We start from the raw sequence: 23,224 nt of genomic DNA, 5'->3' as shown, positions 1-23,224 counted from the left end.
ACCTCCATTCATTAAAACAGACCATCCTGGTCGAATTTTTTCGCGACATAATTGGCACCGAAAATCAGGATGATGCCGACGACTGATTTAAAAAGGCCGACTGCCGTGCTGTAGCTGTAAGCCCCTTGGGTAATCCCAACCACATAGACATACGTGTCAAAGATTTCGGCGACGCTCCGGTTTAATGAATTGGTCATTAAAAAGATCTGTTCAAAGCCGATGTTTAAAAAACTGCCGATTCTTAAGATAAGGAGCACGACAATCGTACTTCTGATCGCGGGCAGCGTGATATGCCACATTCTCCTGAAGCGCCCGGCCCCGTCTATCACCGCCGCTTCATACTGTTCCTGGTCAACGGCGGCAAGCGCCGCCAAAAACAGAATCGTTCCCCAGCCCGTCTCCTTCCACATGCTTTGCAGCACGATCATCGGCCTGAACCATTCGGGATCGGAGAGAAATGAGATCTCCCCTCCCGTTACATGCTGCAGCATTTTATTGATAACCCCTGTATCAACCGTAAAAAAGACAAATGTGATGCTGACGACGATCGTCCATGAGACAAAGTGCGGCACATAAATAAACGTCTGAATGCATCGTTTATAAATCGCATGCCTTAATTCATTCAGCAATAGCGCCACGATCAATGGCGCCGGAAAGGCGAAAAGCAAGTCGAGAGCGGCCAGCATCAGCGTGTTGCGCAAGAGCCGGAAGAAATCGGGATTCATAAAAAAATCCTTGAAATACTCGAATCCGACCCATTCGCTCTGCCAAAAGCCGAGATATGGGGAATAATCCTTAAAAGCGATCAATACGCCCCACATCGGCCAATATTTAAAGATGAGAAAATATAAAACACCGGGAACGAGCAGAAGATAAAGCCATTTGTCCCGTTTAAAGGCCGAGAGCCCATTTGTTTTTCTAGCCGCCTTGACAGCGGCCTTCTCCGTTTTTGTGGCGATTTCCATGTCCTAAACCCCCTTTCGTGTGCATTGGCGGAGATGGGCTATTCAGCCTGCCGGTACAATTGATTAAGCTCCTTCATCAAATCCTCGCCGCCGCTTTTATACCAAAGCTCAACGGCATCCTGAAAACCTTTTTCATCAATGTCTCCGATGATAAATTGTGTTTTGGCGTCAAGGATGATGTTGTCGAGCTGTGCGCCTTTTTGCGTGTACACATCTGAAACGAGCGATTCTGCCGGGTTGAAGACGGCGATTTTTTCTCCTTCTTTGATGATCTGTTCACGGTGCTTGAACAGCTTTGACGTTTGTTTTTCAATGTAATATCTTTGTTCCGGAATCCCCATGCTGAACTGGGCGAGCCCTTCGTGTTCGTAAAGCAGTTTTTTGTTATTTTTTTCTAGAGATGTGAATGTTCCGTTTTCGAGCTTATAATTACGCCCCTCAATACCGTCGTTGGCAATGATCTGAGCCTCTTTATCGTTCATTTTGTCCAGGAAGCTCAAAACCTCCCTCAGCTCTTTCTCCGTTTTGACGCTTGCCTTCGGGATGGCAATCATTCCGGCATAGCCAGACGTGGGGAATGTATAGGTCCCCTTCGGCCCTTTTACCGTACCGACGACATCGATCACACCCTTGTTGGCGGGTTCGGCTTCCTCAAGAGCGCTTTGGATTTGTGAAGCCCTTGAACCTGTATCGACGATCACGCCCGCTTTCCCTTTGACGACGGGGTCATTCCATTTCGCCGAATCCATTACGGCAAAATCTTTATTGATCAGCCGTTCATCATAAAGTTTTTTAAAGAACCGCAATGCCTCCATATACTCCTCTGTCGTAAAATCGGGAACGAGCTCGCCGTTCTCATCTACGCCATAGCGATTCGGCGCGCCGAACCAAGTCTGCATAATATCCCACGGACTCCCGTTTCCAAGCCCCATCCATTTCGGCACAACCATGCCGTACGTATCGTCTTTCCCGTTCCCGTCGGGGTCTTTTTCTTTAAATGCTTTCAACACTTCATAAAAATCATCGATCGTTTTCGGCATATCGAGCCCGACGTTGTCCAGCCAGTCGGTTCTGATGATGATCGAAGCCCGAATCAGATCCCTCGCCCTGTATATGCCGTAAATCTCGCCGTTGATCGAGCTGTTTTTCATGATCTTTTCATCAGCCTTGCTGAGATTCGGGTAATCTTTTAAGTATGGAGACAGCTCCCAGAACGCGCCCGCTTTAACCGATTTGATAAATCCTGGTGATTTGTCGGTGATAACGATCGCGTGCGGCAAATCTCCGGACGCCATGACAATGTTGAATTTGTCATTGTAGGAAGAGTTCGGAACCCATGTCACGTTAATTTGTTTTTGCGTATACGTTTCAAGCGCTTTCAATGACGGGCTGTTTTGCCCCGGACTTTCCGGCGATAGAAGCGGTGCCATGATGTGGATCACATCCTTTTGCTTGTCCTTTTCGTTTTGGCTGGATGATTCGTTTGCGCTGCAGCCCATGAGAAGAAAAAAGGCGGCGGAGGCGGCCAGCCATTTTTTCCCCTTGCTTTTTACTACCGGCATTTTCATTCCCCCTTTATGATTTAACAATAAATTTAAAGCGCTTTCATTTTTCCGGCAATCTTCATTTTTTGCCTGTCGCTTGAATGTGTGACATCACCTTTTCCTGAAGCTCCCGACTGGGCGGCATATCGCCGAGAAGCTCCAATACTGCGATTAAGTTTAAACACCATTGCGATACACAGTTTGTCGTCACCCAAGGCATTTCCGTCAGTTCTCTCCATCTGTTCGTCCGCTTTGGTGTAATCGGCAGTGGTGTATGGCTTTGCGTTTCATCCAGCAAAAGGCGCCACACTTTTTCGGCAAGCTCCCGGTCCCGGCGCCGGTGTGCAGCATATGCGGCCATTGCAGCAGCAAACATCGGCCAATGGAACAAACCGTTATGAAGCTTTCCCCCGCTCCTTCGCCGCTTCTCTTCATCGCTCAGCAAATAAAATTCGCCGAATTCACTAAGCATCTCCTTCCATTCTTCATCTTCCAGGAGTCCGGCAAGTTCCATCCATACTTGCGGAGCGCCAAATGCGATCACCATATGGTAGCCGCCTTCGTTCCCGTCTCCCATGTGAAACAAAGCGGCACCCGCCGGATCATAGCCGAACGTCGGCCCTGACAAAAGACGAAGCGGCAATGCTTTCAGCTGGCTGATCCCTTTTTTGATTTTTGCAAGATATGCAGTGTCCCCCGTCCGTTCCCAATGTGTTAGCCAGTTCGAGCAAAACGCCGCCCAATCAGGGCCCACTCTTGCATGTGCAGGAAACCCGCCTTTCGGATAATAAGCTCTCATCGGGTCCAACGTCGCGACTGCTTTGTCGGCATCCTTTCTTTCAGCGAGAATCTCACCCGTGCGTTCATCGGCCGTCAAAAAATAGTACATTTTATGGAGCCCGGCCATGCTGATTCTCGCTTCTTTGCAGCCGCAGCCCCAATGGAGGACATTGTGCCTTGAACCGAGACCTTGATATTCTCCGAAGTGGTAGCAGTCAACCTCGCTTGTATGGCGCGTCATCGCTTCGGCCATTCGGAAGACATCCTCCCTGCCCGACCGGAGAAATGACTGCCAAAGCCACAGATTCGGTACAAGCTCTGTGTTTTGCCATGCGTAACCGCCAAGATCATACCGCCACATATGGCGGACGGGATCATACGTATGCATCACATCACCATAATGCCAATACCCGTACCAGCTTCGCTGTTCGACTTCGTTTTTGTAAAACCGGAAAGCTTCGTCAAGCTGTTCTTCAAGCATCGCTTCTAGCGGACGGCTTGTATCTTTCAAGCTCCAAATCCCAAGTGCGCGGGTGTTGTAATAATAGTCGGGCTCACAAAGCAAAAGCGGCGGATTTTGCCATTCATCCGCCAGTCTCATCAGTTCTTCATCGCTTGGCGGCTTTGTCAAACAGGCGAGATGGACTTCGCTCGTATTGGCAATCCCTGAAGCAGTAGAGCGCATTTCCGCAAAGCCTTCATATGCGCTTTCAACATGGGTGTCCTTTGAATAGTGGCGGAAATCCATCGCTTCCGCTTCCGGAGGCCAAAACCAGACCGTCAATGTCGTTTCATCAGAGGCGAGATTTGCCGCTGTAAGTGAGGACGGATATTTTTCAAAAAAATCCTTTAGCCCTAAAGCGATTCCACCCGTTTCTCCTCCTGCATACATCAGCCCTTTCGCTCTCTCTCCGCGGAAGGCGGGCACCCAGGCACAGCTTTTATCCGTCCGTTTTTGCAAACGGTAGTGATGCGGAGCGTCTTGAACGAGTTGAAAGTCATGCCAAATCGCATTCCGGCGGGCATCCTGAACCACGGCCGATGTTTCTGGTGTCTCACGGACCGGCTGTCCGGCAATTTGTTTTTCATAAATCCCGTTTGATTCGTTAAATCTTCTCGTCACAAGCAGCTGGGCCGCCTCCCCGTAAATGCCGCTGTCAGCCGCATAACGAATGTGCCGATTCCAAGGGGCACCTTTGAAAAACGCGGAAAACTCCAAGCCGAGCCCTTTGATCCATTCAGTTTGCGGATCTCCGTCGATGAAAATGGTATGCATGATCCGAATGGCCGATACCCCGGCGTAAAAAGACAGTCTGTCGGCAAAAGGAAGCCAAGGGTTGCCCCGGTCTTCGCTCCGGTGGACACCTTCTGCTTTCAACACCGCTTTTACCGGCCCGTTTTGTTCAATAACCACCCTGTTGATCATGCTTTTAAATCGTGTGATTTGATAAGTCTCGTGAAAATCTGCGGCAGTCCGTTTTTCTTTTAAGGCGATGAGCCGTCCGTTTTTCGCCATCATTTCCCCGGAAATGGAAATCGAGCTGAACAAGGTCGAGCCTGTTTTCTCCAGCTTGCAGACCATCTCCCCGGTGTCCACTGTGATGCTGTCTTCCTGCTCTGAAATGTGTACGGTGTTTTCAGGTGGTTTTGGACACCCTTTTTGCAGCCAAAAACGGCCGCCGCTCTCTTCTGTGAAAACCGCCGCATGCCCTGTCCATTTCAGCGATCCGTCAGGCCAATAGGCAAGCGGCCATGTTTGTAAGCTAGGCGCCTGACCGTTCTGATCGGCGATGGTGACTGCCTCCCCTTTTTGCAGCACACCTTTTTCCCAGGGAACTCCCCATGTGACGCCACCCGCCCGGGGCGGCGCCTTCAGCCATTTCACTTCAGCCTGTGCTTTCACAAGCGCTCCTCCTCTTTCTGCTTTGTCTGATCAGTCTGTATTTTCCCTTTCCATTCTTTTGACCGTCAATGTTCTTTTTTTGCCTTGGGAACTGGCCGGGATTTCTCCTTATTTGCAGGGCTGCCCTTCTTTTGCAGCCGTATCAGGCAAAAGAAAAGCCGCCGGCATTGCCGGCGGCGGTTCTTCTTCAAAGTCCTATTTTCCAGAAAAACAAATAACGCGATGTTCATGCGGTTTGAGCATTAAACAGCCGGACATCGGCTCGCCGGATATCAAGTCGGTTCCGCGATCCAGCAGGGTCACTTGTCCGCCTTTGCCGTCCATATTGACGACCACCCAGACAAGGCCGTCCATTCCCCTCCGCGGGGCGACGATCGTGCCCGGTGTAACATCTGTTCCCAGTGTGACACCCGCTTCTTCGGCATAGTGGCTGATCAGCTTTTTCAACATGATATCACCGGCCTCACCCGCCGGCAAGGAACCGAGCATGACGATTTTTCCTTTCCCCCGTTTATGCTCAGTTATAAATGCCTTCCCAGGTGCCGCTCCTTCTTCGATGATGCCGACCGCTTCGGAATCGTCCGGTTCAAAAACAGCGCTCCATAAACTGAGCGGCGCCTTAACGTCAAAGGCTGCACCGACCGTGTTTCGTTCATCCATCGGATAAGTAAACAAGGTTTTGGCCCCGGCGCATTTTTCTAAATCACCCAACCCGCGGTCGGTGTGAATCGTATGATGCTCTGTCCTTCCTCCTGCCAGAGGCCCCGCGATCCAGATTCCGCCGCTTTCTGTGAAGGTAGCCGCTTTTTGGATATATTCAGGAGAAAGATAATGGATAAACGGTGTAAACAGCAATTTATAGCCGTCAAGCGGGCTTCCTTCCGGGATGACGTCCCTGTGGATGCCGAGCGAGAGAATCCTGTCGTAAAACTCGGTGATGAGCGACCTGTAATGAAGCTTTCGGTGGGGTTCCGTTTTGAAAAAGACCTTCGCCCTGTCCGAGTAGACAAGAGCCGTTTCAGCCTGGACGGGAGCCGTTGCGAGCATGATGTTTTCGATCTCTTTTCTGGCGCGCTCGACTTCAAGCACATTCCCATACCCTACATCCGGCGCTCCCCAAGCGCTGAGGACAGCGCCGTGCGGCTGTTCGGAACCGGCCCGCTGCTGCCGCCACAGCCAATAGCAGAACGCGCCTCCGCCCAAGGCGTAGGATGATACGGCTTCCGCTTTCAAATAGCCGTCCTGATGCGGCAATGCATAGCTTTCCAATGAAGCGCTGTAAGAAGGGCTCGTCTCCATCACCCAAAAAGCCCGGTCTTTTTTCATGTTTCTCCATAAATCGCAGTTCAACAAAAAGGCCGCTCTGTTCTCTTGCGTGGCGTACGTATCAAATGAGGCAAAATCAAGTCCGCCAAACAGCTCTTCATTGTTGACGCCGAACATGATGCTGCTGTTATGGGTAATCGGCGCATCGGAGTACGCCCTGATCACTTCAGCCTGCTCAAATGCAAATTCGGCGATTTTGTCCATGGAAAACAGCTGATACATCGTCCTTAACGACGAGTTATGCAAAAATGGCGTCGGACCGGGCTGCGGAATTTGCTCAAAGCGCTGATAGGTTTCGCTCCAAATATCGGTTCCCCAGGCTTCGTTGAGACTGGCAATCGACTCGTATCGCTCCTTCAGCCATTTGTGCCACAGCGTTTTGCATGTTTCACACATGCATTCCGCGACATGGCATTTGAATTCATTGTCAAGCTGCCAGCCGATGAGTCCCGGGAGCCTGCCGATTTTTTCCGCGATCTGCTCGGTGATCAGCCTGGCCCGCTTCCGGAAATACGGATGGTTTGTACAGACGTGCTGTCTTGAGCCATGCCCCATCGTCTCCCCTTTTTCATTGACATACATTCTTTCCGGATGCCCGTGGGTAAGCCAAATCGGCGGAGTCGCGGTCGGCGTGCACATCACCGTGTCAATCCCGTTGTCATCTAGCTTTTTGATGACATCGGCAAAAAACCGACATCGATCTTTCCTTCCTCAGGCTCCATTGTCGACCAGGCAAATTCACCGATTCTCACGACATTGATCCCTGTTTCCTTCATCAGCTTGATATCTTCTTCAAGCGTTGCTTCATCCCATAACTCGGGATAAAAACAGGCGCCATGATACAGCTTTTTCTTCATGCTCACACCGTCTCTTCGACAAACGGCAAACCGAGTTCCCGGATCCCGGCCGAGACGAGCTTTGCGATTTCCCGGGCACCTTTTTTCGTGAAATGAGTGTAATCGTTTACATTTTCCGAAATCATAAAATATTGAAATATTTCGCTGTAGCCTTTTTCGGCAAAATGCTGAAGACTTTTTTCCATTAAGTCGATCAAGCGGACATGTTCTTCATGGGCCACCTGCTTCATGGCGATGCAATAGTCGGGGAAATCGTTCAAAAAGACGCCGTCCTTGTAATGAAGCCTTGCCACCGGTGTGATGAGAAGCGGTTCCGCTCCTTTTTGTCGCGCACCTTCGACATACATTTTCAAATATTCTTTATACGTCGTATACGGCTCTGTGTAACGCTCCGGTTTATCTTTTGAGGCATCATTATGCCCCATCTGCACAAACAGCCAATCCCCTGTTTGAATCACATCCAAAATCGAGGCGAGCCTCCCTTCTTCAACGAAGGTTTTTGAGCTCCTCCCCCCGATCGCCCGGTTGATCACCTGTACATCTCCAGTCAAATAGACTTGCAGAAATTCCCCCCAGCCTCCCTGCGGCGAGTCTGCCCTATAGTTTTGCACGGTCGAATCACCGGCCAAATAAATGCTGATTGTCAAACCGATCACTCCTTTTCATCTCTTCGTGTCACCCTGTTTTCCCTGCCTTCCGCGGCGAAACCGCTTACTATTTATTTTAGCGGAGCTGGCTTTTTGTCTACAATCATACTTTTTTGTTTTTCGAAAAGGCCGAGGGAGAGCTCCGTCGCCCCGGCCATTTTGTTTATTTTTGCAATAGATTACAAGCTTGCCTGATGAATGATTTCCCTGATCCGCTTCTTTGGATCGCCAATAGCAGCGCCCCCGTGATAGCAGATCACCGTCTTGATATCAAATGCCAAAAGCTTTTCCAGCGACTTGATCGCTTGCTTCATATCCGGGGTCACGCGGGGAATGGGCGGCTGTAAACGGCCTTCGGCACATACTAAAGCATCGCCCGTAATCAACGTTTTGCTTTTCTTCAAATAAAGGCTGACATGGCCTTCCGTATGCCCCGGTGTGGAGATCACCTGAATGCCTCCGCAAAACGGCAGTTCCATCCCGTCTTCCAGCAGACAGTCGACCCTTGCCTTCGGCGGATTTGCGAAAATGGCAAGCAGATCTTTTGGCAAGGCTTTCTTTTCCTCATCGCTCATCTGCTTCGGATCTGTCTTGAAAAGCGGGCGTTCGCCTTCTATATACGGCTTTTCCAGCTTGTGGGCATAGCTTTTCACACCTTCGGCTTCCTGTAAAATACCGGGAAGACTGCCGATATGATCGATATCCTGATGTGTCAAGACAACCGCCTTCAGCATCTTGAAGGGGACATCGCATTGTTCTAGCGCCAGGCGGAGTTGTCCCAATTGCCCCGGCATGCCGGTGTCGATTAAAACGGCGTCTTCCTCATCCCACACAAGCACCGGGTGAAGCGCGGCTTTTTGGCCAAAAGCTTCACTTTCCAATTCCAGCATTTCAACACCATCTGATATTCTCATCATTGATCCGCTCCTTACTCAAAGTTGATACAGCTTGCTCTACATCAACTAGATTAATAGCGAGATCATCATTTGTCAAATAAATATTTTATTATATCACAATTTTAAATTACAGTCAATGTTTTTTAATTCTTTTTCACTGAAACGGTATAAATATTGGGCCGGGGCGGTTTTTTCATCCCCGTTCCCAAATAAAAGCCGGGATGAGGCGGCTGATTGTAAGCGACGTTTTGCCAGGCCACCGCCAAGCGGTAGACGGGATCATGCATGAATGTGTAAAAACGGTGCTCCGTCAGCTCTGTCGTTGTATAAATGCGCAAGGCCTCGCTTGTTTCTGTTCTGAACACGACATCTTCCCGCCAGTCGCCGAACATATTGGCCTGAAGAACAGGCGTCCCTTTCGTCCAGTTGTTTGATAGTGTTCCTTCAGCGGTAAGGAGATTGATCAGCCTTCCATTGTGATAATCCCACTTATCAATTTTCGGGATGCCGTTCGACTCTTGCCAATCATGGTCAAGCAATTCCCGAAGGAGATCGCCGTCCCACCATATCGCAAAATTGGCCGAAGCCGGAGCAGTATCGCTGATTTTTTCCCCCTTGCACGTATAGAGCCCGTATGAATGTCCTTCTGTCCCCGGAGGATCGATCGCCCAAACCAGCGCACCTTTATAGCGCGGATCAATGTGGGCCGCCATTCCCCGTCCGACATCGGTATCGGCGGGTACCCCCCAAAGAATCTCGCCGGTTCCCGCATCGCGAAAGGACAGGCCGTATGGCAGGCGCGGATCTTCATGGACTTGAAACACTTCAAGCCCCGGCCTGTCGGGATCAAGGTCGCTTACATGCAGCGCATCCCCGTGTCCAAGCCCAGTCGTATAAAGCCCTGTTCCGTCATGATCAACGACCATCGCCCCGTAAATGATCTCATCCTTCCCGTCGCCGTCAACATCAGCAACGCTCAGGCTGTGATTCCCCTGCCCCGCATATGCGGCATATTCAAGCTTGTCGCTGTCAAATGTCCATAGTTTGGTCAGCATCCCATTGCGAAAATGGTAGGCGACAAGCACTGTTCTTGTGTAATAGCCGCGCGCCATCACCAGGCTCGGCCGCTCCCCATCCAAGTAGGCGATGCCGGCGAGAAACCGGTCCATTCTGTTGCCGTAGCCGTCCCCCCAGTCCTCAAGCTTTCCGCGCGGCGGTTCATAATCGACCGTCACCAATTCCCCGCCAGTTTCACCGTCAAAAATGGACAAGTATTCCTGCCCCGATAAAATCCGGCCTTGCTCATTTCTGTAATCGGCCTCCTTGTCACCGATTACCCGGCCCGTTCCATCAATCGTTCCGTCAGCGGTCTTCATGGCGATTTCCGCTTTTCCGTCACCGTCAAGATCATAAACCATAAACTGGGTGTAGTGGGCTCCCGCACGAATGTTTTTCCCGAGGTTGATTCTCCACAAATGTGTTCCGTCAAGCTTATAAGCGTCAATGAATACTTCCCCTGTATAGCCGTGGTGAGCATTATCTTTCGAATTGGACGGATCCCATTTGAGCACGATTTCATATTCGCCGTCACCGTCAAGATCCCCGATCGACGCATCATTGGCGCTGTAGGTATACGGCTCGCCGTCAGGAGTGAACCCGCCTTCCGGTTTATTTAACGGCACATCCAGATAGGGCTTCTTCCAAACCGACGCTTCTTTCGATTTTTCGCATTCTTTTCCGCGGAGAATGGTTTTGACGTCATAAATTGATTCAAGATCGCCGTTTTCATCTAGAAAATTAGTAGATGAGGCGATTGGACGTGAATTGATTTTGCGACCGTTGCGGTAAAGGTTAAAAGCTGTTTTCTCAGGGTCTGTCCCGAGCAGTCTCCAGCTGAGAAAAACGCCGTTTTCCGTTTTCACGGCAATAAGACCGCGGTTTAATGCTTCCATTTGCCTCGGCGCCGCCGTCATGTTTTGTTCATGAGCCGGCCCGCTCTCTTGTGTACGCTTCATCGTCTGCTCTCCTTTCAAGACAATGCTCCATCAGAACGATTTTTTCAACTCTCGTTTCAGCGGATAAAGGTTCAGATCTGCGATCTCTTCTGTGACGAGCCTTGCCAATTGATTGGCCCCGTACTCTTGGAAATGAACCCTGTCTTCGATTCCGTCCGGATAGTTCGGACTTTCTCCAGGCTCGAGAAACATAAACACATTTTTCGTCGCTTCAACACCGATTTCATTGTAAAAGGCGATGCTTTTTTTGTTCAGATCGATGACGGGCACATTCATCTGACGCCCAAGCTGCCTCATCGCTTCAGGGTAGTCTCCGATGCTGTTATAGAAAACGCCGTTTTCATTGAATGTCCGCTTGCTCTGCGAAGTGACGAGCACCGGATGGCCGCCTTTTTCTCTTGTGCGTTCGATATAGATTCGCAAATAATCCTGAAATGTCGTATAAGGATCTGTATGGCGGGCCGGGTCCGGGCCGGCGTCATTAATACCGAACATGATCAACAGATAATCCCCCCGCTTCATGCGGTTCATAATCGTATCAAGGGAACGTTCATCAACAAAGCTTTTCGCGCTTCTCGCCCGTTTGGCCTGATTATCGATGGCAATGTCGCCCGTAAAATAATCGTCCAAAAACTGCCCCCAGCCGGCCATTGGCGCGTATCCCCGCTCATAGTCGGATACGGTCGAGTCGCCCGCCAGAAAAACCGTCGTTTTGTCGTTTGTTACATGATAAGCCGTTTTCGTGATGATGACGGCATTGATGTGCGGCAGTGTTCTCGCCGTCAGACATTGGATGGAAAGGCGGCCGTCTGTAATCGTAATCGGAAACGTTTTTTCGTTGTAAGAACCGGCGCCGGCGCCAAACGAATAAAGCTGAAGCATGCCGTTCGCCCGTACATCCATATTTGTTTTTGCCAGGTCGTCTCCAGTTATGATCTTGACTTCGTATGTTCCGTTTGGCAGATCGAGAGAAAACGCGGTGCCGTCGGGAATGCAGAAGTCTGAGCGAAGCGGGTCGTTTGTGCCGCGGTCAGTGCAGGATACCTTGGATGAGTCGTCAAATCCGAAGCCTTTTTCAGGCGAATAAGCCGATTGGGCGGAAACCGGGATAAATCCGGGGGCTGCTTGTCCGTTGCCGAAATCGAATTGATACATATGCGAAATTTCGATGGCATACACCTTTGGCGAGCCTTGCCAGCCGAGATCAAGCCGTCCGTCCTCTACCGAAACCGTAAATACCGTTTCAGCCGCGCTTCGGTTTGCTCCGGCAGGAATCGCTCCGACCTTCTCACCTTCTGCATAAAGTGCCGTTTCCTCGGCAGCTGTGGCAAATACGGTTATCCGGTATTTTCCGTTTGCAAGGTCTGCTAAGAATGCAGCATCGTTTACAATACAATAGTCTTTGCGCAAGGTTTCATGACTTTTCGTCCGTTTGCATTTGATGCCTTTTCCATGCGAAAAGCCGTATCCTGTGTCTTTTTTGTAAATCGAGGTTTTCCCGATTTTTGTGTAATGCTCTTCTGCGGGCCCTATTCCAAAATCGAACAGAAACAGCTGCCGGTCGGTCTGCGCAGCGGCCTTCTGCGGATGCATCAGTCCGATAAAACCCGCCAGCAAAAGGATGAGCAGGGGAAGAGCCGCGGTGAAACGAAGATATTTCTTCATGTTTTCAGTCTCCTTTCACTCAGCGCGTATCAATATTTGGCTTCTCGGGGACCGCCATGCCTTCCCCTAAATAAAAGCCGGTGTGCGGCGGCTGATTGTAGCCGACATTTTGCCAGGCGATGCCGAGCCTGTAGACAGCGTCATGCATCAGCGTATATATGCGGTGATTGGTCATATCTGTCGTCGTATAGATGTGCAGTGCACTGCTGTCATCTGTGCGCCAAATCACTTCCTCGCGCCAGTCTCCGAGAATATCGGCCTGCAAAGTCGGCGTCGCTTTTGTCCCATTATTCGCAGAAGCTCCGGCCGCTGTCAGCAAATTGATTGTTTTCGCATGTTGATAATCCCACTTATCGATCCTGTTGCTGTCAAGCAGCTCTCGCTGAAGGTCTCCATCCCACCAGATGCCGAAATTGGTTGACGAAGGCAGTGTGCTGCCGATCTTTTCTCCTTTTGCCGTGTAAAGTCCCCCGTTTGCCCACACTTCAGCCCCCTCATAGCGCGGATCAATATCAGCGGCCATCCCGCGTCCGACATCCTTGCCGGCATGGACGCCCCAAATCAGCTGTCCGGTGGCCGCGTCGCGAAAGGACAATCCGTATGGAGAACTGCTGTTTTCATGCACTTGAAACACTTCCAGTCCGTCTCTTGCCGGATCAAGGTCTCCGGCGTGCATCGCATCTCCATGGCCCCAGCCTGTTGAATAAAGACCTTTGCCGTCATGGTCGACAGCCATCGCACCGTATAAAATTTCATCTTTTCCATCCCCGTCTGCATCTGCGACACTTAAGCTGTGATTGCCCTGTCCGGCATATCTCTCATTGCCCGGCGCTTTTGAATCAAATGTCCACAGCTTGGTCAGCTTTCCATCCCTAAAGTTATAAGCGACAAGGACGGTTCTCGTGTAATAGCCGCGCGCCATGACAAGACTCGGCCGTTTTCCGTCAAGATATGCGACACCTGCGAGAAAACGATCAACCCTGTTTCCGTAGCTGTCACCCCAGTCCGCTACATTCCCCCGGGCCGGCTCGTAGTTTATCGTCTGCAGCTCGCTTCCTGTATCACCTTTAAAGATCGTCAAATACTCAGGCCCTTCCAAAATCCTGCCTTGGCTATTCCGATAGTCGGCGCTGCGGTTGCCGATCACTTTTCCTTTTCCGTCCGTCGTTCCGTCAGCCGTTTTCATCGCGATTTCCGCTTTTCCGTCGCCGTCGAAGTCATAGACGAGGAACTGTGTATAGTGGGCGCCGGCGCGGATGTTTTTACCCAGCCCGATTCTCCATATTCTCGTACCGTCTAGTTTATAAGCATCGATCAACACTTCTCCTGTATACCCGTCCTGTGAATTATCCTTTGAGTTGGATGGGTCCCATTTGAGAATGATCTCGTACTCACCGTCACCATCAAGATCACCGACGCTCGCATCATTGGCGCTGTAGGTATATGAATGGCCATCAGGCGTTTTCCCGCCGGCCGGCTTCTCGAGCGGAACAGCTTTGTGATTCTCACCCCAAACCCCAACCGTTTCAGAAGGCGCCTGTTCTTTGCCGTTTAAAACAGCCCGAACTGCATAAGAATCATTGGCATTTCCCCCCGCATCCTGATAATTCGTGCTTGATGTGATCGGAGAATTGTTCAGTTTCCGGCCGTTTCGATACACATTAAAAGAAACGGATGACGGCTCTGTACCGAGGAGCCGCCAGCTCAAAAACACACCACTTCCAGTTTTGACAGCGACAAGCCCCCGTTTCAGCGACTCCATTTGTCGCCCTTCATCCGCATGAACTTTCCCGGCTTTCGCCTGTTCCGCAACGGGTGGAACTGCCATGATCAAAAACAAAGCTGAGGCCGCCAGCCGTTTTCTCCACCTTTTTTTCCTCATAATAGTCTCCCTTCACAAGATAATTTGTAAGCGCTTACTCAAAAGGGATTCTATTATGACTTCCATTTTTATTCAATTGCACTTTTTTGCGAGGGGCAAATAGCTGACTAATAGCCGCCAGCGGCAGCTTTTTTATTAAAATTGGTACTTTTTTGCCTAACTTCTCACGCTTCCAACCTCATAAAACACCTGTGTGTGATAAACATAAAAACAAGAGCAAATAAACTGACACCATAAAACGGGATCAGCCCCGGCACCGTTATGAGCACGCAGACGACCAGCCCGCCCGCCGCGGCCAGCCCGGCCGTTGTCAAAGGGCGAAGAAGACCGATCAGTACAGCCTGGGAAAAATAGCGGGAAAACGGCAGCTCAAAATGAACGTAGAGCGGGAAAATATAAATGAGGACCATCGCATACGCCAGCCCGGCAAGCAATGTCGCATAGCTGATCATGATCGAAAACAAGTCTTCGCGAATATGAAAAAATTGATAGTTAACAAATAAAATATAACCGGCCGCCACAAGGATAAGACCGATCCCGTTTGCTTTGGCAAATTCCTTTTTGTATGTTTGGTAAAACGTTTTGAAAAGCGGCAGATCCGTATAACCAAAAAGCCATTTGCGTACGACTGTAAACATCGCGGCCGTGCTTGGAGCCCAGCCGAGAACGATGCCTCCGCATACTGTAAACAAAATCCACAAACCGTTCAGCATGGCGATCTTAACGGCTGCTTCACAGCCGTTGTAAATCATCGCCATTACGCCTTTTTCACGCATGATGCACCTCCCCTTTAGCCGCGCAAAAGCGTGCGAACCTCAAAATTGCTGTAGGCCGCTTTCAGCGGAGCCATTTGCCTGAAGCCGATTTTTCCTCCTCCGTATACAGGGCCGAAGCGGCGGCCGTCATCCGTCCACTCCAGAATGGAAAGCCCGTTGATCGAAAAGTGAATGTATGGACCGTCTTTAACGAGCCTCATCCGGTAAGGCGGAAGAGCGTCGGCTGCTGGCGGCAGCGGATCGGCTCCCTCCTCGACAAGGTGAAAACCGCGGCTTTTCCTGAGATTGCATGTTCTGAAGGCTCTTTCATCAGCATGCTTATGTCTGAAATAAGAGAGATGCAGCGTATTGATATCACCTGAATGATATTCCGGATATTTGCCTGTTCTTTCTGCGAGCTTCCGATCAAACAAATCCTCTCCATTCCGTCCGGAAGCCGCGAAAAAGATCATGCACAGCCCGGGTTCTCTGATAGGGTAGAAATCCCATTTGATGATGATCCCATCAGGAAACGTCTCCGGGCACCAGTACACAAAGTGTGCGTCATCTCCGTAAAGCTCCGGATCAAGCTCATTTTCCAGATGAAGCCTTCCCTCAGGAAAGCTGACCTTTCCTTTCCCTTCCATGACCCAGCCGCTGAGATCCTGAGGAGATGATAAACGATTTTGATAGATCATGAGGCCCTCCCTGTTGTCAAAACTTTGCATGGCGACCGCTCCTTTCTGTTTGAAGATAGGCGGAAAGAGGAAGCCCAAGCTCCTTGATGCCTTCTGTGACAAGCTTTGCAACCTGACGAGCGCCGTATGCGGAGAAATGGGTGTTATCTTCGATGCCGCCTGGATAATGAGGATGCTCATCAGGCTGAAAGTGAACGAACAGCTGCTTTGACCCTTCCACTCCGAAAGATTCATAGAGCGCTTTTGTCTTCGACCATAAATCGATGTGCGGCACTTCAAGCCTCCGCGCAAGCTCAAGCATCGCTTTTGGAAAATCGCCAAGCGTATTAACGATCACTCCGCTTTCATCAAAATGCCGCCTCTGGACAGAAGTAACCAAAACCGGAAACGCCGCTTTTGCCCGCACGGTTTCGACATAGCGGAAAAGATTGTCCTGATACGATGTAAACGGATCTGTTCCATACGGCTTTTGATCATTGTGACCGAATTGAATCAACACATAATCCCCTGCTGTGAGACGGCCGGCGATGTCAGCGAGACGCCCCTCGGTGATAAAGCGGTTGGAGCTGGCGCCGCCTTTGGCCAGATTGACGATTCTTGCTTCATCTGTAAAAAACAATGGAAACGCTTGACCCCAGCCGGCCATCGGCGCTTCATGCGGCGGACACTCGGCAACGGTCGAATCCCCCGCCAAAAACACGGTGACTTTCGGTTTTTCGTTCATGTTTTCCTCTCCATTTCACGAGGTTTCCTGATGAAGCTGTCTATAGCGGCTCGGCGGAACCCCGACCTGTTTTTTAAAAATCCGGTTGAAATAGCTGTGTCTGTAGCCGACAGCCTCTGATACGTCATGTATTTTCTGATCCGTTTCGAGAAGCAGCTCTTTCGCTTTTTCAATTCGCAAATGCGTGACATAATCGATAAAATTGATGCCGGTGATCTGTTTAAACGCCTTGCTCAGCGTATATGAATTCGTTCCCGCTTCATCAGCGCAGCTTTCAAGTGAAATATCATTCATGTAATTTTCGTGAATCATCGCAAGCACCCGTTCGACAAGCCGTTTTTGCTGTCTGTTGTTTCTCCCCTCAAGTTCTTTGAGATAAGGACCGACAGCGCGTTCCATCATCCAGGCGACCGCGTGTGACGGCTCTCTGAGTTCTGACAGCTCCCGGATCAGATCGTTATTGGAAAATAATTCATAAGGGTGAAGACCCGAATGAAAAATCTCTTCCTGAATTTTGGCAAACAGCTGAATCATTCCCGGCTGGATACGGGCCTCTGTTTTCCCTCTTTCCGCAAGCTCATTCATAAAAAGCGCGATCAGGCGTTCGGCTTCATCTTTTTCTTCGAGGCGGATCGCTTGTACGATCCTTTTTTCCAGGGCAAACGGATAATAAGCATCGGCTTGTGTCTTCTCCTTCCGCCGGCTTAAATCGATCAGCTGGCTGGAATTTTCAAACTGTCTGTAAAGCTTCCCGGCTTTCACCTCTTCATATATGACAGGAATGTCCTTTACCATGCCGACCGGCTTTGAGATTGTAGCCGTAATGTGAAGCCCGCATAGTGTATGAATCGTATCTGTCAGCTCGCGGACAAATTGCGCGGCGGTTTTCTGCTGTGCGCGAGGACCGCTAAACATCAAAAGGGCATCGAGCGATAAAGCGCGGACATCGCTGATATACGCCCGCCGGAATACTTTTTCGGCCAGTTCGCGGGCGATGTTGGCCAGCATAAAATTGGCGAGGCTTTCGTCTTTTTTGGAAAAAGAGCCGGCCCCGTCATAAAGGCCGGTCATCTGGATATCGATGATGATGAACACCTTGTCTTTCGCTTCCCAGCCCCAGCGCTTCAGACGGTTTTTCAAGCTTTTCTCCGCTTCTCCCGCAAAGCCTCCTTGGAGAAGCCGCTGAAAAAATCCGCTTGTCACTTGAGAAACTTGAGCCGTCATCTGCTGTTTCAGCTTCCCGCTTTCGTTCGACATGTCCTCCCAACGCTTTTGGAGCCACTGAAATTCATCGCGGCCGAAAGCGGCGGTTTTCTGTTCTGCTGAACAAAGCTGGATCAGCTTCTCGACAGGTGAATAGATTTTATTTGAGGCATACCAGGTGAGAATGAAAGCCAGCACAATCCCGGCCATGCTGACGGATGCGACGAGCTTTGATAAAAACAGGACAGGAGAGGTAATGGACGACATTGGCGATGCGGAAACATAAGTCCATTCCTGGCCGAGTCGATCCATCTGTCCGAAGGAGACGGAATAGTTTTCACCTCTCCACTTCATGAAAAAGGCCCCCTGTTTGCTCCGCTGTTTTTCAGCCCGCTTCTTTAATGCGCTTTCAAATTCTTCGCCTTCCTTTCCAAAAGGTGCGTCCCTGCTGAAAAGCAGCGCGGTTCCTTTTGAATATGGGGAAAGGCTTTCCAGCAAATGCTTCATTTCTTTACGATCTATCGTTACAATCAGGGCGCCGAACGGCTCTGAAATGCCCCCCGGAATTTTATGAACGAGGGCCATGCCTCCAGTGCTGCCGCGCCATTTTTTCCAATAGACGTTTTTATTGCCGGAAAGCAGTGAATCGTAGGATTTTAAACGATTTCGATCGGTCAGCGCGCTGTATTCCGGATTTAAAAGCTGGGGCTCACCTTCATGAATGAATAATTCAACCCGCTGAATGAGCGGATTTTGGTCCTGGAGAACAAACAGCGACTTTGACAAGCGGTATGTCGTTTGAAAGTCTTTTTTTAAATCCGTATGAGCCAGCCCGCTCATCAGCCGTGTGTCATACGCCAGCTGGGAGAGCATGATTTCGAGCCCTTCCAGCTTGTCATCCATTTGCATGATTTGGCGTCTGACTTGGCTTTCATGCAGATGCTGAAGCTCGTGTTCGATTTTTGCGGCTGAGAAAAAATAGATGCCCGCACTCGTCAACAGACCCGGGATGCACGCAATCAGCAAGATCAGCACAAAACTCTTTTTGAAATAGGTCCCCTTCCGCCGTGAAACATGTCTTTGATGCAGCTTTTTCATGCCTCTCCCCCCACTGCAAATGAAAAGAATGTTTCTTTTTCAATTTTTATTGAAATGCTCGCGATTTTGAGCGGATGACATCTGCCAAAAAGGTCAGCGCAAGCCCCTGCCCCCAGCCTTGAATCCGTTTATACGGGACATCCTTATACCCCCCGGCGTCCCGCATGACCGCCGTTCCCGCGGAAACGCGTTCGACCCTGCCGTCCGGCGCGACGGATTCTGTGATGGCCGCCAGCGCTCTCTGAACCGACTCGTGGTACAAAGAGCCTCTTGATAAAAGACCGGAGGCAATTCCGGCGGAACCCGAGACTTCAAGATATGAGCCGGGGTCTGTCACGATGGTGTGCCATAACCCGGAAGGATGCTGAAGCCTGACAAGCGCGCTCAACAGATCTCTCAATGAGCCGTCGATGATCATATAAGACGGATGGGTCACATCAATCAGCGGCAGCGCTTTGGCCATGGTCAGCGCGGCCCAGCCGTTTCCCCTCCCCCAAAATATGCCTGACATATGGTTTTTGGCCACATTGTCCCAGCCGTGATAATACAGATTGGTATCCATATCCTGCAAAAGTTCTTCATGACCATGATACTGGCGGAGGCCATCCTCAAAGTATTCTTCACTCTCGACAAGCTTTCCGATGCGGAGAAGAAACAAGCCGGCCATCATCATCGTATCGACCCACGCCTGCTCCGGGAAGACGTTTTTCTCTGAATTGACGGTATGCTGGAGGATGCCGTCTGCAAACCTCGGCGCTTCATGAAGGACATAGTCTGCCATTTCCCTGGCTGTTTCAAGATAACGGTCATCACCTGTTGCCTGATAGAGCGATAAAAGGGTGTGGCCAATGGAGACGCCGTTGATCGAAAGCTTCGGCAGGCCGTCTTCAAGCTTTTCATCCGTCCAGTTTTTCAGAAGCTGAAGGTATTCTTCCTTTTCCGTCGCATCATACGCCTCGGCCACGCCGTAAAACGCCACACCGCCGGGCCAATCCCATTCAAAATCCATCGCAAATGTCCGCTTGACGATTCTGTCGATCATGTCATTCAGCTTTTCTTCATCAAAAACAAGTTTTGCCACCCGCATTCACTCCTTTTTTATTTTAATCCGCTCATGCTGATGCCTTGAACGATCGATTTTTGAAAGACAAAAAACACGATCACGACAGGCAGCAGCGAAACGACGGACATCGCAAACATCGCACCCCAGTTTGACGCCGTCTCCGTATCCAAAAACAGCTTCAACGCCAGGGAAACCGGATAAAGCTCGGGCTTGTTTAAATAAAGGAGCGGATTGATCAGCTCCTCCCATTTCCAGTAAAATGAAAAGATCGCCGATGTCGCAAGCGCCGGGGCGATCAGCGGCAGGATTACCTTGAAAAAAATGCCGAGACGGCTGCAACCATCAATCTTCGCCGCTTCATCGAGTTCAACCGGAATCGTTCTGATAAACTGGATCATCAAAAAGATAAAAAACGCGTGTCCAAAAAACTGAGGAACGACGATCGGCTTAAAGGAATTCAGCCAATCAAGCTTCGCAAAGATGATGTACTGCGGAATCATCAGCACTTCATGCGGCAGCATCATCGTCACCATCATAGCGGCAAACCAAAACGATTTGCCTTTAAACGAAATCCGCGCGAACCCGTAGGCGATAAAAGCTGACGACAGGACGGCGCCAGCGGTCGATAAACCGACGATGATCAGCGAGTTTTTGATGAATGTGATAAACGGCTGTCCGGCAATTCCCTTCCATCCATCCGCATAATTGGAGATGACAAACGGATCGGGAACGAGCGAATGAGAAGTGGCGAAAATGCTGGCGCTCTCTTTAAAAGAACTGACAACAAGCCATATGACAGGATAGAGAAGAAAAACCGCCAAACCGGCTGTTGCAATATGAAAAGCGATCTGACCCGTCCGGCTTTTCCCGCTCCTTACAGGAACGCGTGCAGGCGCCGTTTCCTTGACCGGCTCCATCATGATCCCTCCTTTGATTCGTAATGCACCCATAAGGATGATGTTTTAAATAAAATGAATGTCACAAGGCCGATCAATAGGAGCATCACCCAGGCCATGGCTGAGGCATAGCCCATTTGGAAAAAGTTGAAGGCCCGCTGGAATAAATACAGGGAATATAGGAGCGTTCCGTCAAGCGGTCCGCCCTCCCCCTTGGAAATAATATAAGCCGGTGTAAAGGTCATAAACGCGGATATCGTCTGCATCACCAAATTAAAGAAGATGATCGGGCTGAGCAGCGGAAGCGTAATCAGGAAAAACCGCTGCACCCTGTTTGCCCCGTCAATGCTGGCTGCTTCCTGATACATCGGCGGAATGTTTTTGAGTCCGGCCAAAAAAATCAGCATCGAAGAACCGAACTGCCAAACCGACAAAAGGATCAGCGTCCACAACGCACTCGTCGGATCCTGGTACCAGAAAATCTTCTTTTCAATCCCGATAAAAAACAGAAGCGCATTGATGACACCGTCATTCCCGAAGACATTGCGCCACATGATCGCCACCGCCACACTGCCGCCGATGATCGACGGCAGATAAAAAAGCGTCCGGTAAATACCCACACCTTTTTGCGATCTGTTCAACATCACCGCGATGAAAAGCGCGAACGCCAGCCTGAGCGGTACGCCGCAGAGAACATAGTAAAATGTCACTTTCAATGATCCCCAGTACTTTTCATCATCCGTCAGCATCGTTTTGTAGTTGTCAAGGCCCACCCACTTAGGAGAAGTAAACAGATCATAATCGGTAAAAGACAAAAACAGTGAAGCGCCCATCGGTATCACGGTAAAGCAGAAAAAGCCGATTACAAATGGAGAAATAAAGGCATAACCCGCCAGGTTGTCATTCAGTCGTTTGCTCTTCACGGTCGCATCCCCCTTTCAGGCATTACCTTTTTTGATTTCGTTTCAAGATGTCGTTCGCTTCTTTTCTGAACTTGGCGGCTCCTTCTTCCGGTGTGATTTTTTTGAACAAAATTTGGTCTGACGTATCCTTCAGCAGCTTGATCACTTCAGCGCTGCCAATCGGTTCAGGCGGGTCCGCCTGACCTGCATGTTCTTTTGCCCGCTCGACATATTCAAAAATCTTTTTTTCCTCTTCATTCAGTTCCGACTTTACCGCTTCGGCCGTTTTCGCTGAAACGGGTACACCGCGCTCACCTTTGATCAGCGCATTGGCTTTTTCATTATTGATAAAGAAATCGATAAATGTTGCCGCTTCTTTTTTATGTTCGGAGCTTTTCGGAATCGAAAACAGCATGCTCGGTCTGAGAAACAGCGCTTTTTCTTTCGCCTGTTCCGGCGGCAGATGGAGTGAAAGCGGCGCATCCGTCAGCTGGGCAAACGCCGAGTATTGGTTGGAATAATTCCATGTGGCAGACGTTTCGCCTTTTACGATAAAATCGTCTTCCATCCCTTTGATTTGCGCGCTTTCATCAGGTGTCGGAGAAGCCTTCTGCTCGACAAGTCTGACCTGTCTTTTGAAGTAATCGACAAACAGCTTGTCATCCGTATAGGCAAGACCTGTTCCATCCTCTTTATAAAAGCGCTCGCCCTTCGTCCTGAGATAATACGGGAAAAAGACGTCAGGCGGATGCATTCCGTTTGAGCCGTATTTTCCCGTCTTCTCCTGCACCTTGAGCGCCAATGTTTCAAAATCGTCCCATGTCCAGTTCTCATCATCAATCTCGGCGCCGACTTCTTTTAAAAGGTCATCATTTGTAATGACGGACAGCACATTGATCCCGAGCGGAAAACCGTAAAGCTTGCCGCCGATTTTCCCGCCCTCGAGCGTCTTGTCATCAATTGCATCTGTGTTGATCGTCCCGTCTTTCACATACGCCGAGAGATCTTCCAGCTGGCCCTTTTCACCGTATTGTGATAAATATGCGGAATCCATCTGGATGACATCAGGCAGCTGGTTCGCCGCGGACATCGGTGCGAGCTTTTTCCAATAATCGTCCCAGTTGGCAAACTCCGCTTCGATTTTGACATGCGGATTTTCCTTTTCGTACATCTCAATCACTTTCGTTGTGTAATCATGTCGCGGTTGTCCGCCCCACCAGGCGATCCTCAGCGTGATCATGTTTTCTCCGCCTGAGCCCCCCGCCTCTTCGCTGTTTGAACTGCATCCGTAAAGCCCGGACAGCAGCAATGCGCATAACGAGACAAGCATGAATCTCCTCATCGACATCCCCCTCTTTTTGTAAGTGCTTACATTTTATTTTAATGACGCATTTTCGTCCCAGAA

At 50.1% G+C, this 23,224-nt stretch carries 16 protein-coding genes and 1 pseudogene; all 17 read right to left on the bottom strand.

Going from position 1 to position 23,224, the window contains the following annotated elements:
* Positions 1-11: 11 nt before the first annotated feature.
* Positions 12-965 carry an ABC transporter permease gene (locus P3X63_RS07515; protein WP_277692687.1) on the bottom strand — a complete coding sequence of 318 codons (954 nt, stop codon included), beginning with the start codon at positions 963-965 and terminating at the stop codon, positions 12-14.
* Between the two features lie 38 nt (positions 966-1,003).
* Positions 1,004-2,527 carry an extracellular solute-binding protein gene (locus P3X63_RS07510; protein WP_481748572.1) on the bottom strand — a complete coding sequence of 508 codons (1,524 nt, stop codon included), beginning with the start codon at positions 2,525-2,527 and terminating at the stop codon, positions 1,004-1,006.
* Between the two features lie 61 nt (positions 2,528-2,588).
* Positions 2,589-5,192 (bottom strand): exo-rhamnogalacturonan lyase family protein, encoded by a 2,604-nt coding sequence (locus tag P3X63_RS07505; RefSeq protein WP_277692685.1) that lies wholly within the window; start codon positions 5,190-5,192, stop codon positions 2,589-2,591.
* A gap of 195 nt (positions 5,193-5,387) precedes the next feature.
* Positions 5,388-7,375, bottom strand: a pseudogene (locus P3X63_RS07500) (beta-galactosidase).
* A 2-nt stretch (positions 7,376-7,377) separates the two neighbouring features.
* The gene (locus P3X63_RS07495; RefSeq protein WP_026586636.1) at positions 7,378-8,022 is read right to left on the bottom strand and encodes a rhamnogalacturonan acetylesterase; all 645 of its coding nucleotides are present in this window, start codon (positions 8,020-8,022) and stop codon (positions 7,378-7,380) included.
* Positions 8,023-8,201: 179 nt separating this feature from the next.
* Positions 8,202-8,936, bottom strand: coding sequence for an MBL fold metallo-hydrolase (locus P3X63_RS07490; RefSeq protein ID WP_026586635.1), 735 nt, complete (start codon positions 8,934-8,936; stop codon positions 8,202-8,204).
* A gap of 125 nt (positions 8,937-9,061) precedes the next feature.
* A complete protein-coding gene (locus tag P3X63_RS07485) occupies positions 9,062-10,891 on the bottom strand; it encodes a rhamnogalacturonan lyase (protein ID WP_277692902.1) in 1,830 nt (609 codons plus the stop codon).
* Positions 10,892-10,963: 72 nt separating this feature from the next.
* Positions 10,964-12,598 (bottom strand): rhamnogalacturonan acetylesterase, encoded by a 1,635-nt coding sequence (locus tag P3X63_RS07480; protein WP_277692684.1) that lies wholly within the window; start codon positions 12,596-12,598, stop codon positions 10,964-10,966.
* Positions 12,599-12,617: 19 nt separating this feature from the next.
* Positions 12,618-14,480, bottom strand: a complete 1,863-nt coding sequence (locus P3X63_RS07475) for a rhamnogalacturonan lyase (protein WP_277692683.1) — start codon at positions 14,478-14,480, stop codon at positions 12,618-12,620.
* 164 nt (positions 14,481-14,644) lie between these two features.
* Positions 14,645-15,256, bottom strand: a complete 612-nt coding sequence (locus P3X63_RS07470) for a YesL family protein (RefSeq protein ID WP_277692682.1) — start codon at positions 15,254-15,256, stop codon at positions 14,645-14,647.
* Positions 15,257-15,270: 14 nt separating this feature from the next.
* Positions 15,271-15,963 carry a YesU family protein gene (locus P3X63_RS07465; protein WP_077736977.1) on the bottom strand — a complete coding sequence of 231 codons (693 nt, stop codon included), beginning with the start codon at positions 15,961-15,963 and terminating at the stop codon, positions 15,271-15,273.
* Positions 15,950-16,657, bottom strand: a complete 708-nt coding sequence (locus tag P3X63_RS07460) for a rhamnogalacturonan acetylesterase (RefSeq protein WP_277692681.1) — start codon at positions 16,655-16,657, stop codon at positions 15,950-15,952. The genes P3X63_RS07465 and P3X63_RS07460 overlap by 14 nt, the downstream gene beginning before the upstream one ends.
* A 15-nt stretch (positions 16,658-16,672) precedes the next feature.
* Positions 16,673-18,958, bottom strand: coding sequence for a helix-turn-helix transcriptional regulator (locus tag P3X63_RS07455; RefSeq protein WP_277692680.1), 2,286 nt, complete (start codon positions 18,956-18,958; stop codon positions 16,673-16,675).
* Between the two features lie 46 nt (positions 18,959-19,004).
* Entirely contained in the window at positions 19,005-20,039 is a 1,035-nt protein-coding gene (locus P3X63_RS07450; protein ID WP_026586627.1) for a glycoside hydrolase family 88/105 protein, read from the bottom strand.
* Between the two features lie 17 nt (positions 20,040-20,056).
* Entirely contained in the window at positions 20,057-20,938 is an 882-nt protein-coding gene (locus tag P3X63_RS07445; RefSeq protein ID WP_026586626.1) for a carbohydrate ABC transporter permease, read from the bottom strand.
* Positions 20,938-21,840, bottom strand: coding sequence for a carbohydrate ABC transporter permease (locus P3X63_RS07440; protein WP_026586625.1), 903 nt, complete (start codon positions 21,838-21,840; stop codon positions 20,938-20,940). Before P3X63_RS07440 ends, P3X63_RS07445 begins: the two co-directional genes overlap by 1 nt.
* Before the next feature lie 22 nt (positions 21,841-21,862).
* Positions 21,863-23,161: an ABC transporter substrate-binding protein gene (locus P3X63_RS07435; protein WP_481748571.1), complete on the bottom strand. Its 1,299-nt coding sequence runs from the start codon at positions 23,159-23,161 to the stop codon at positions 21,863-21,865.
* Positions 23,162-23,224: the final 63 nt, after the last annotated feature.

This window comes from Bacillus sp. HSf4, from assembly GCF_029537375.1.
In the GTDB taxonomy this organism is placed as follows: Bacteria; Bacillota; Bacilli; order Bacillales; family Bacillaceae; genus Bacillus; species Bacillus sonorensis_A.
This window is presented reverse-complemented; position numbering and strand designations above follow the sequence as displayed.

Excerpts from the sequence above, each read along its gene's own strand:
- P3X63_RS07515 (WP_277692687.1), bottom strand. The coding sequence starts at position 965 with ATGGAAATCGCCACAAAAACGGAGAAGGCCGCTGTCAAGGCGGCTAGA.
- P3X63_RS07510 (WP_481748572.1), bottom strand. The coding sequence starts at position 2,527 with ATGCCGGTAGTAAAAAGCAAGGGGAAAAAATGGCTGGCCGCCTCCGCC.
- P3X63_RS07490 (WP_026586635.1), bottom strand. The coding sequence starts at position 8,936 with ATGAGAATATCAGATGGTGTTGAAATGCTGGAATTGGAAAGTGAAGCT.
- P3X63_RS07485 (WP_277692902.1), bottom strand. The coding sequence starts at position 10,891 with ATGACGGCGGCGCCGAGGCAAATGGAAGCATTAAACCGCGGTCTTATT.
- P3X63_RS07480 (WP_277692684.1), bottom strand. The coding sequence starts at position 12,598 with ATGAAGAAATATCTTCGTTTCACCGCGGCTCTTCCCCTGCTCATCCTT.
- P3X63_RS07475 (WP_277692683.1), bottom strand. The coding sequence starts at position 14,480 with ATGAGGAAAAAAAGGTGGAGAAAACGGCTGGCGGCCTCAGCTTTGTTT.
- P3X63_RS07470 (WP_277692682.1), bottom strand. The coding sequence starts at position 15,256 with ATGCGTGAAAAAGGCGTAATGGCGATGATTTACAACGGCTGTGAAGCA.
- P3X63_RS07465 (WP_077736977.1), bottom strand. The coding sequence starts at position 15,963 with ATGCAAAGTTTTGACAACAGGGAGGGCCTCATGATCTATCAAAATCGT.
- P3X63_RS07460 (WP_277692681.1), bottom strand. The coding sequence starts at position 16,657 with ATGAACGAAAAACCGAAAGTCACCGTGTTTTTGGCGGGGGATTCGACC.
- P3X63_RS07455 (WP_277692680.1), bottom strand. The coding sequence starts at position 18,958 with ATGAAAAAGCTGCATCAAAGACATGTTTCACGGCGGAAGGGGACCTAT.
- P3X63_RS07445 (WP_026586626.1), bottom strand. The coding sequence starts at position 20,938 with ATGGAGCCGGTCAAGGAAACGGCGCCTGCACGCGTTCCTGTAAGGAGC.
- P3X63_RS07435 (WP_481748571.1), bottom strand. The coding sequence starts at position 23,161 with ATGAGGAGATTCATGCTTGTCTCGTTATGCGCATTGCTGCTGTCCGGG.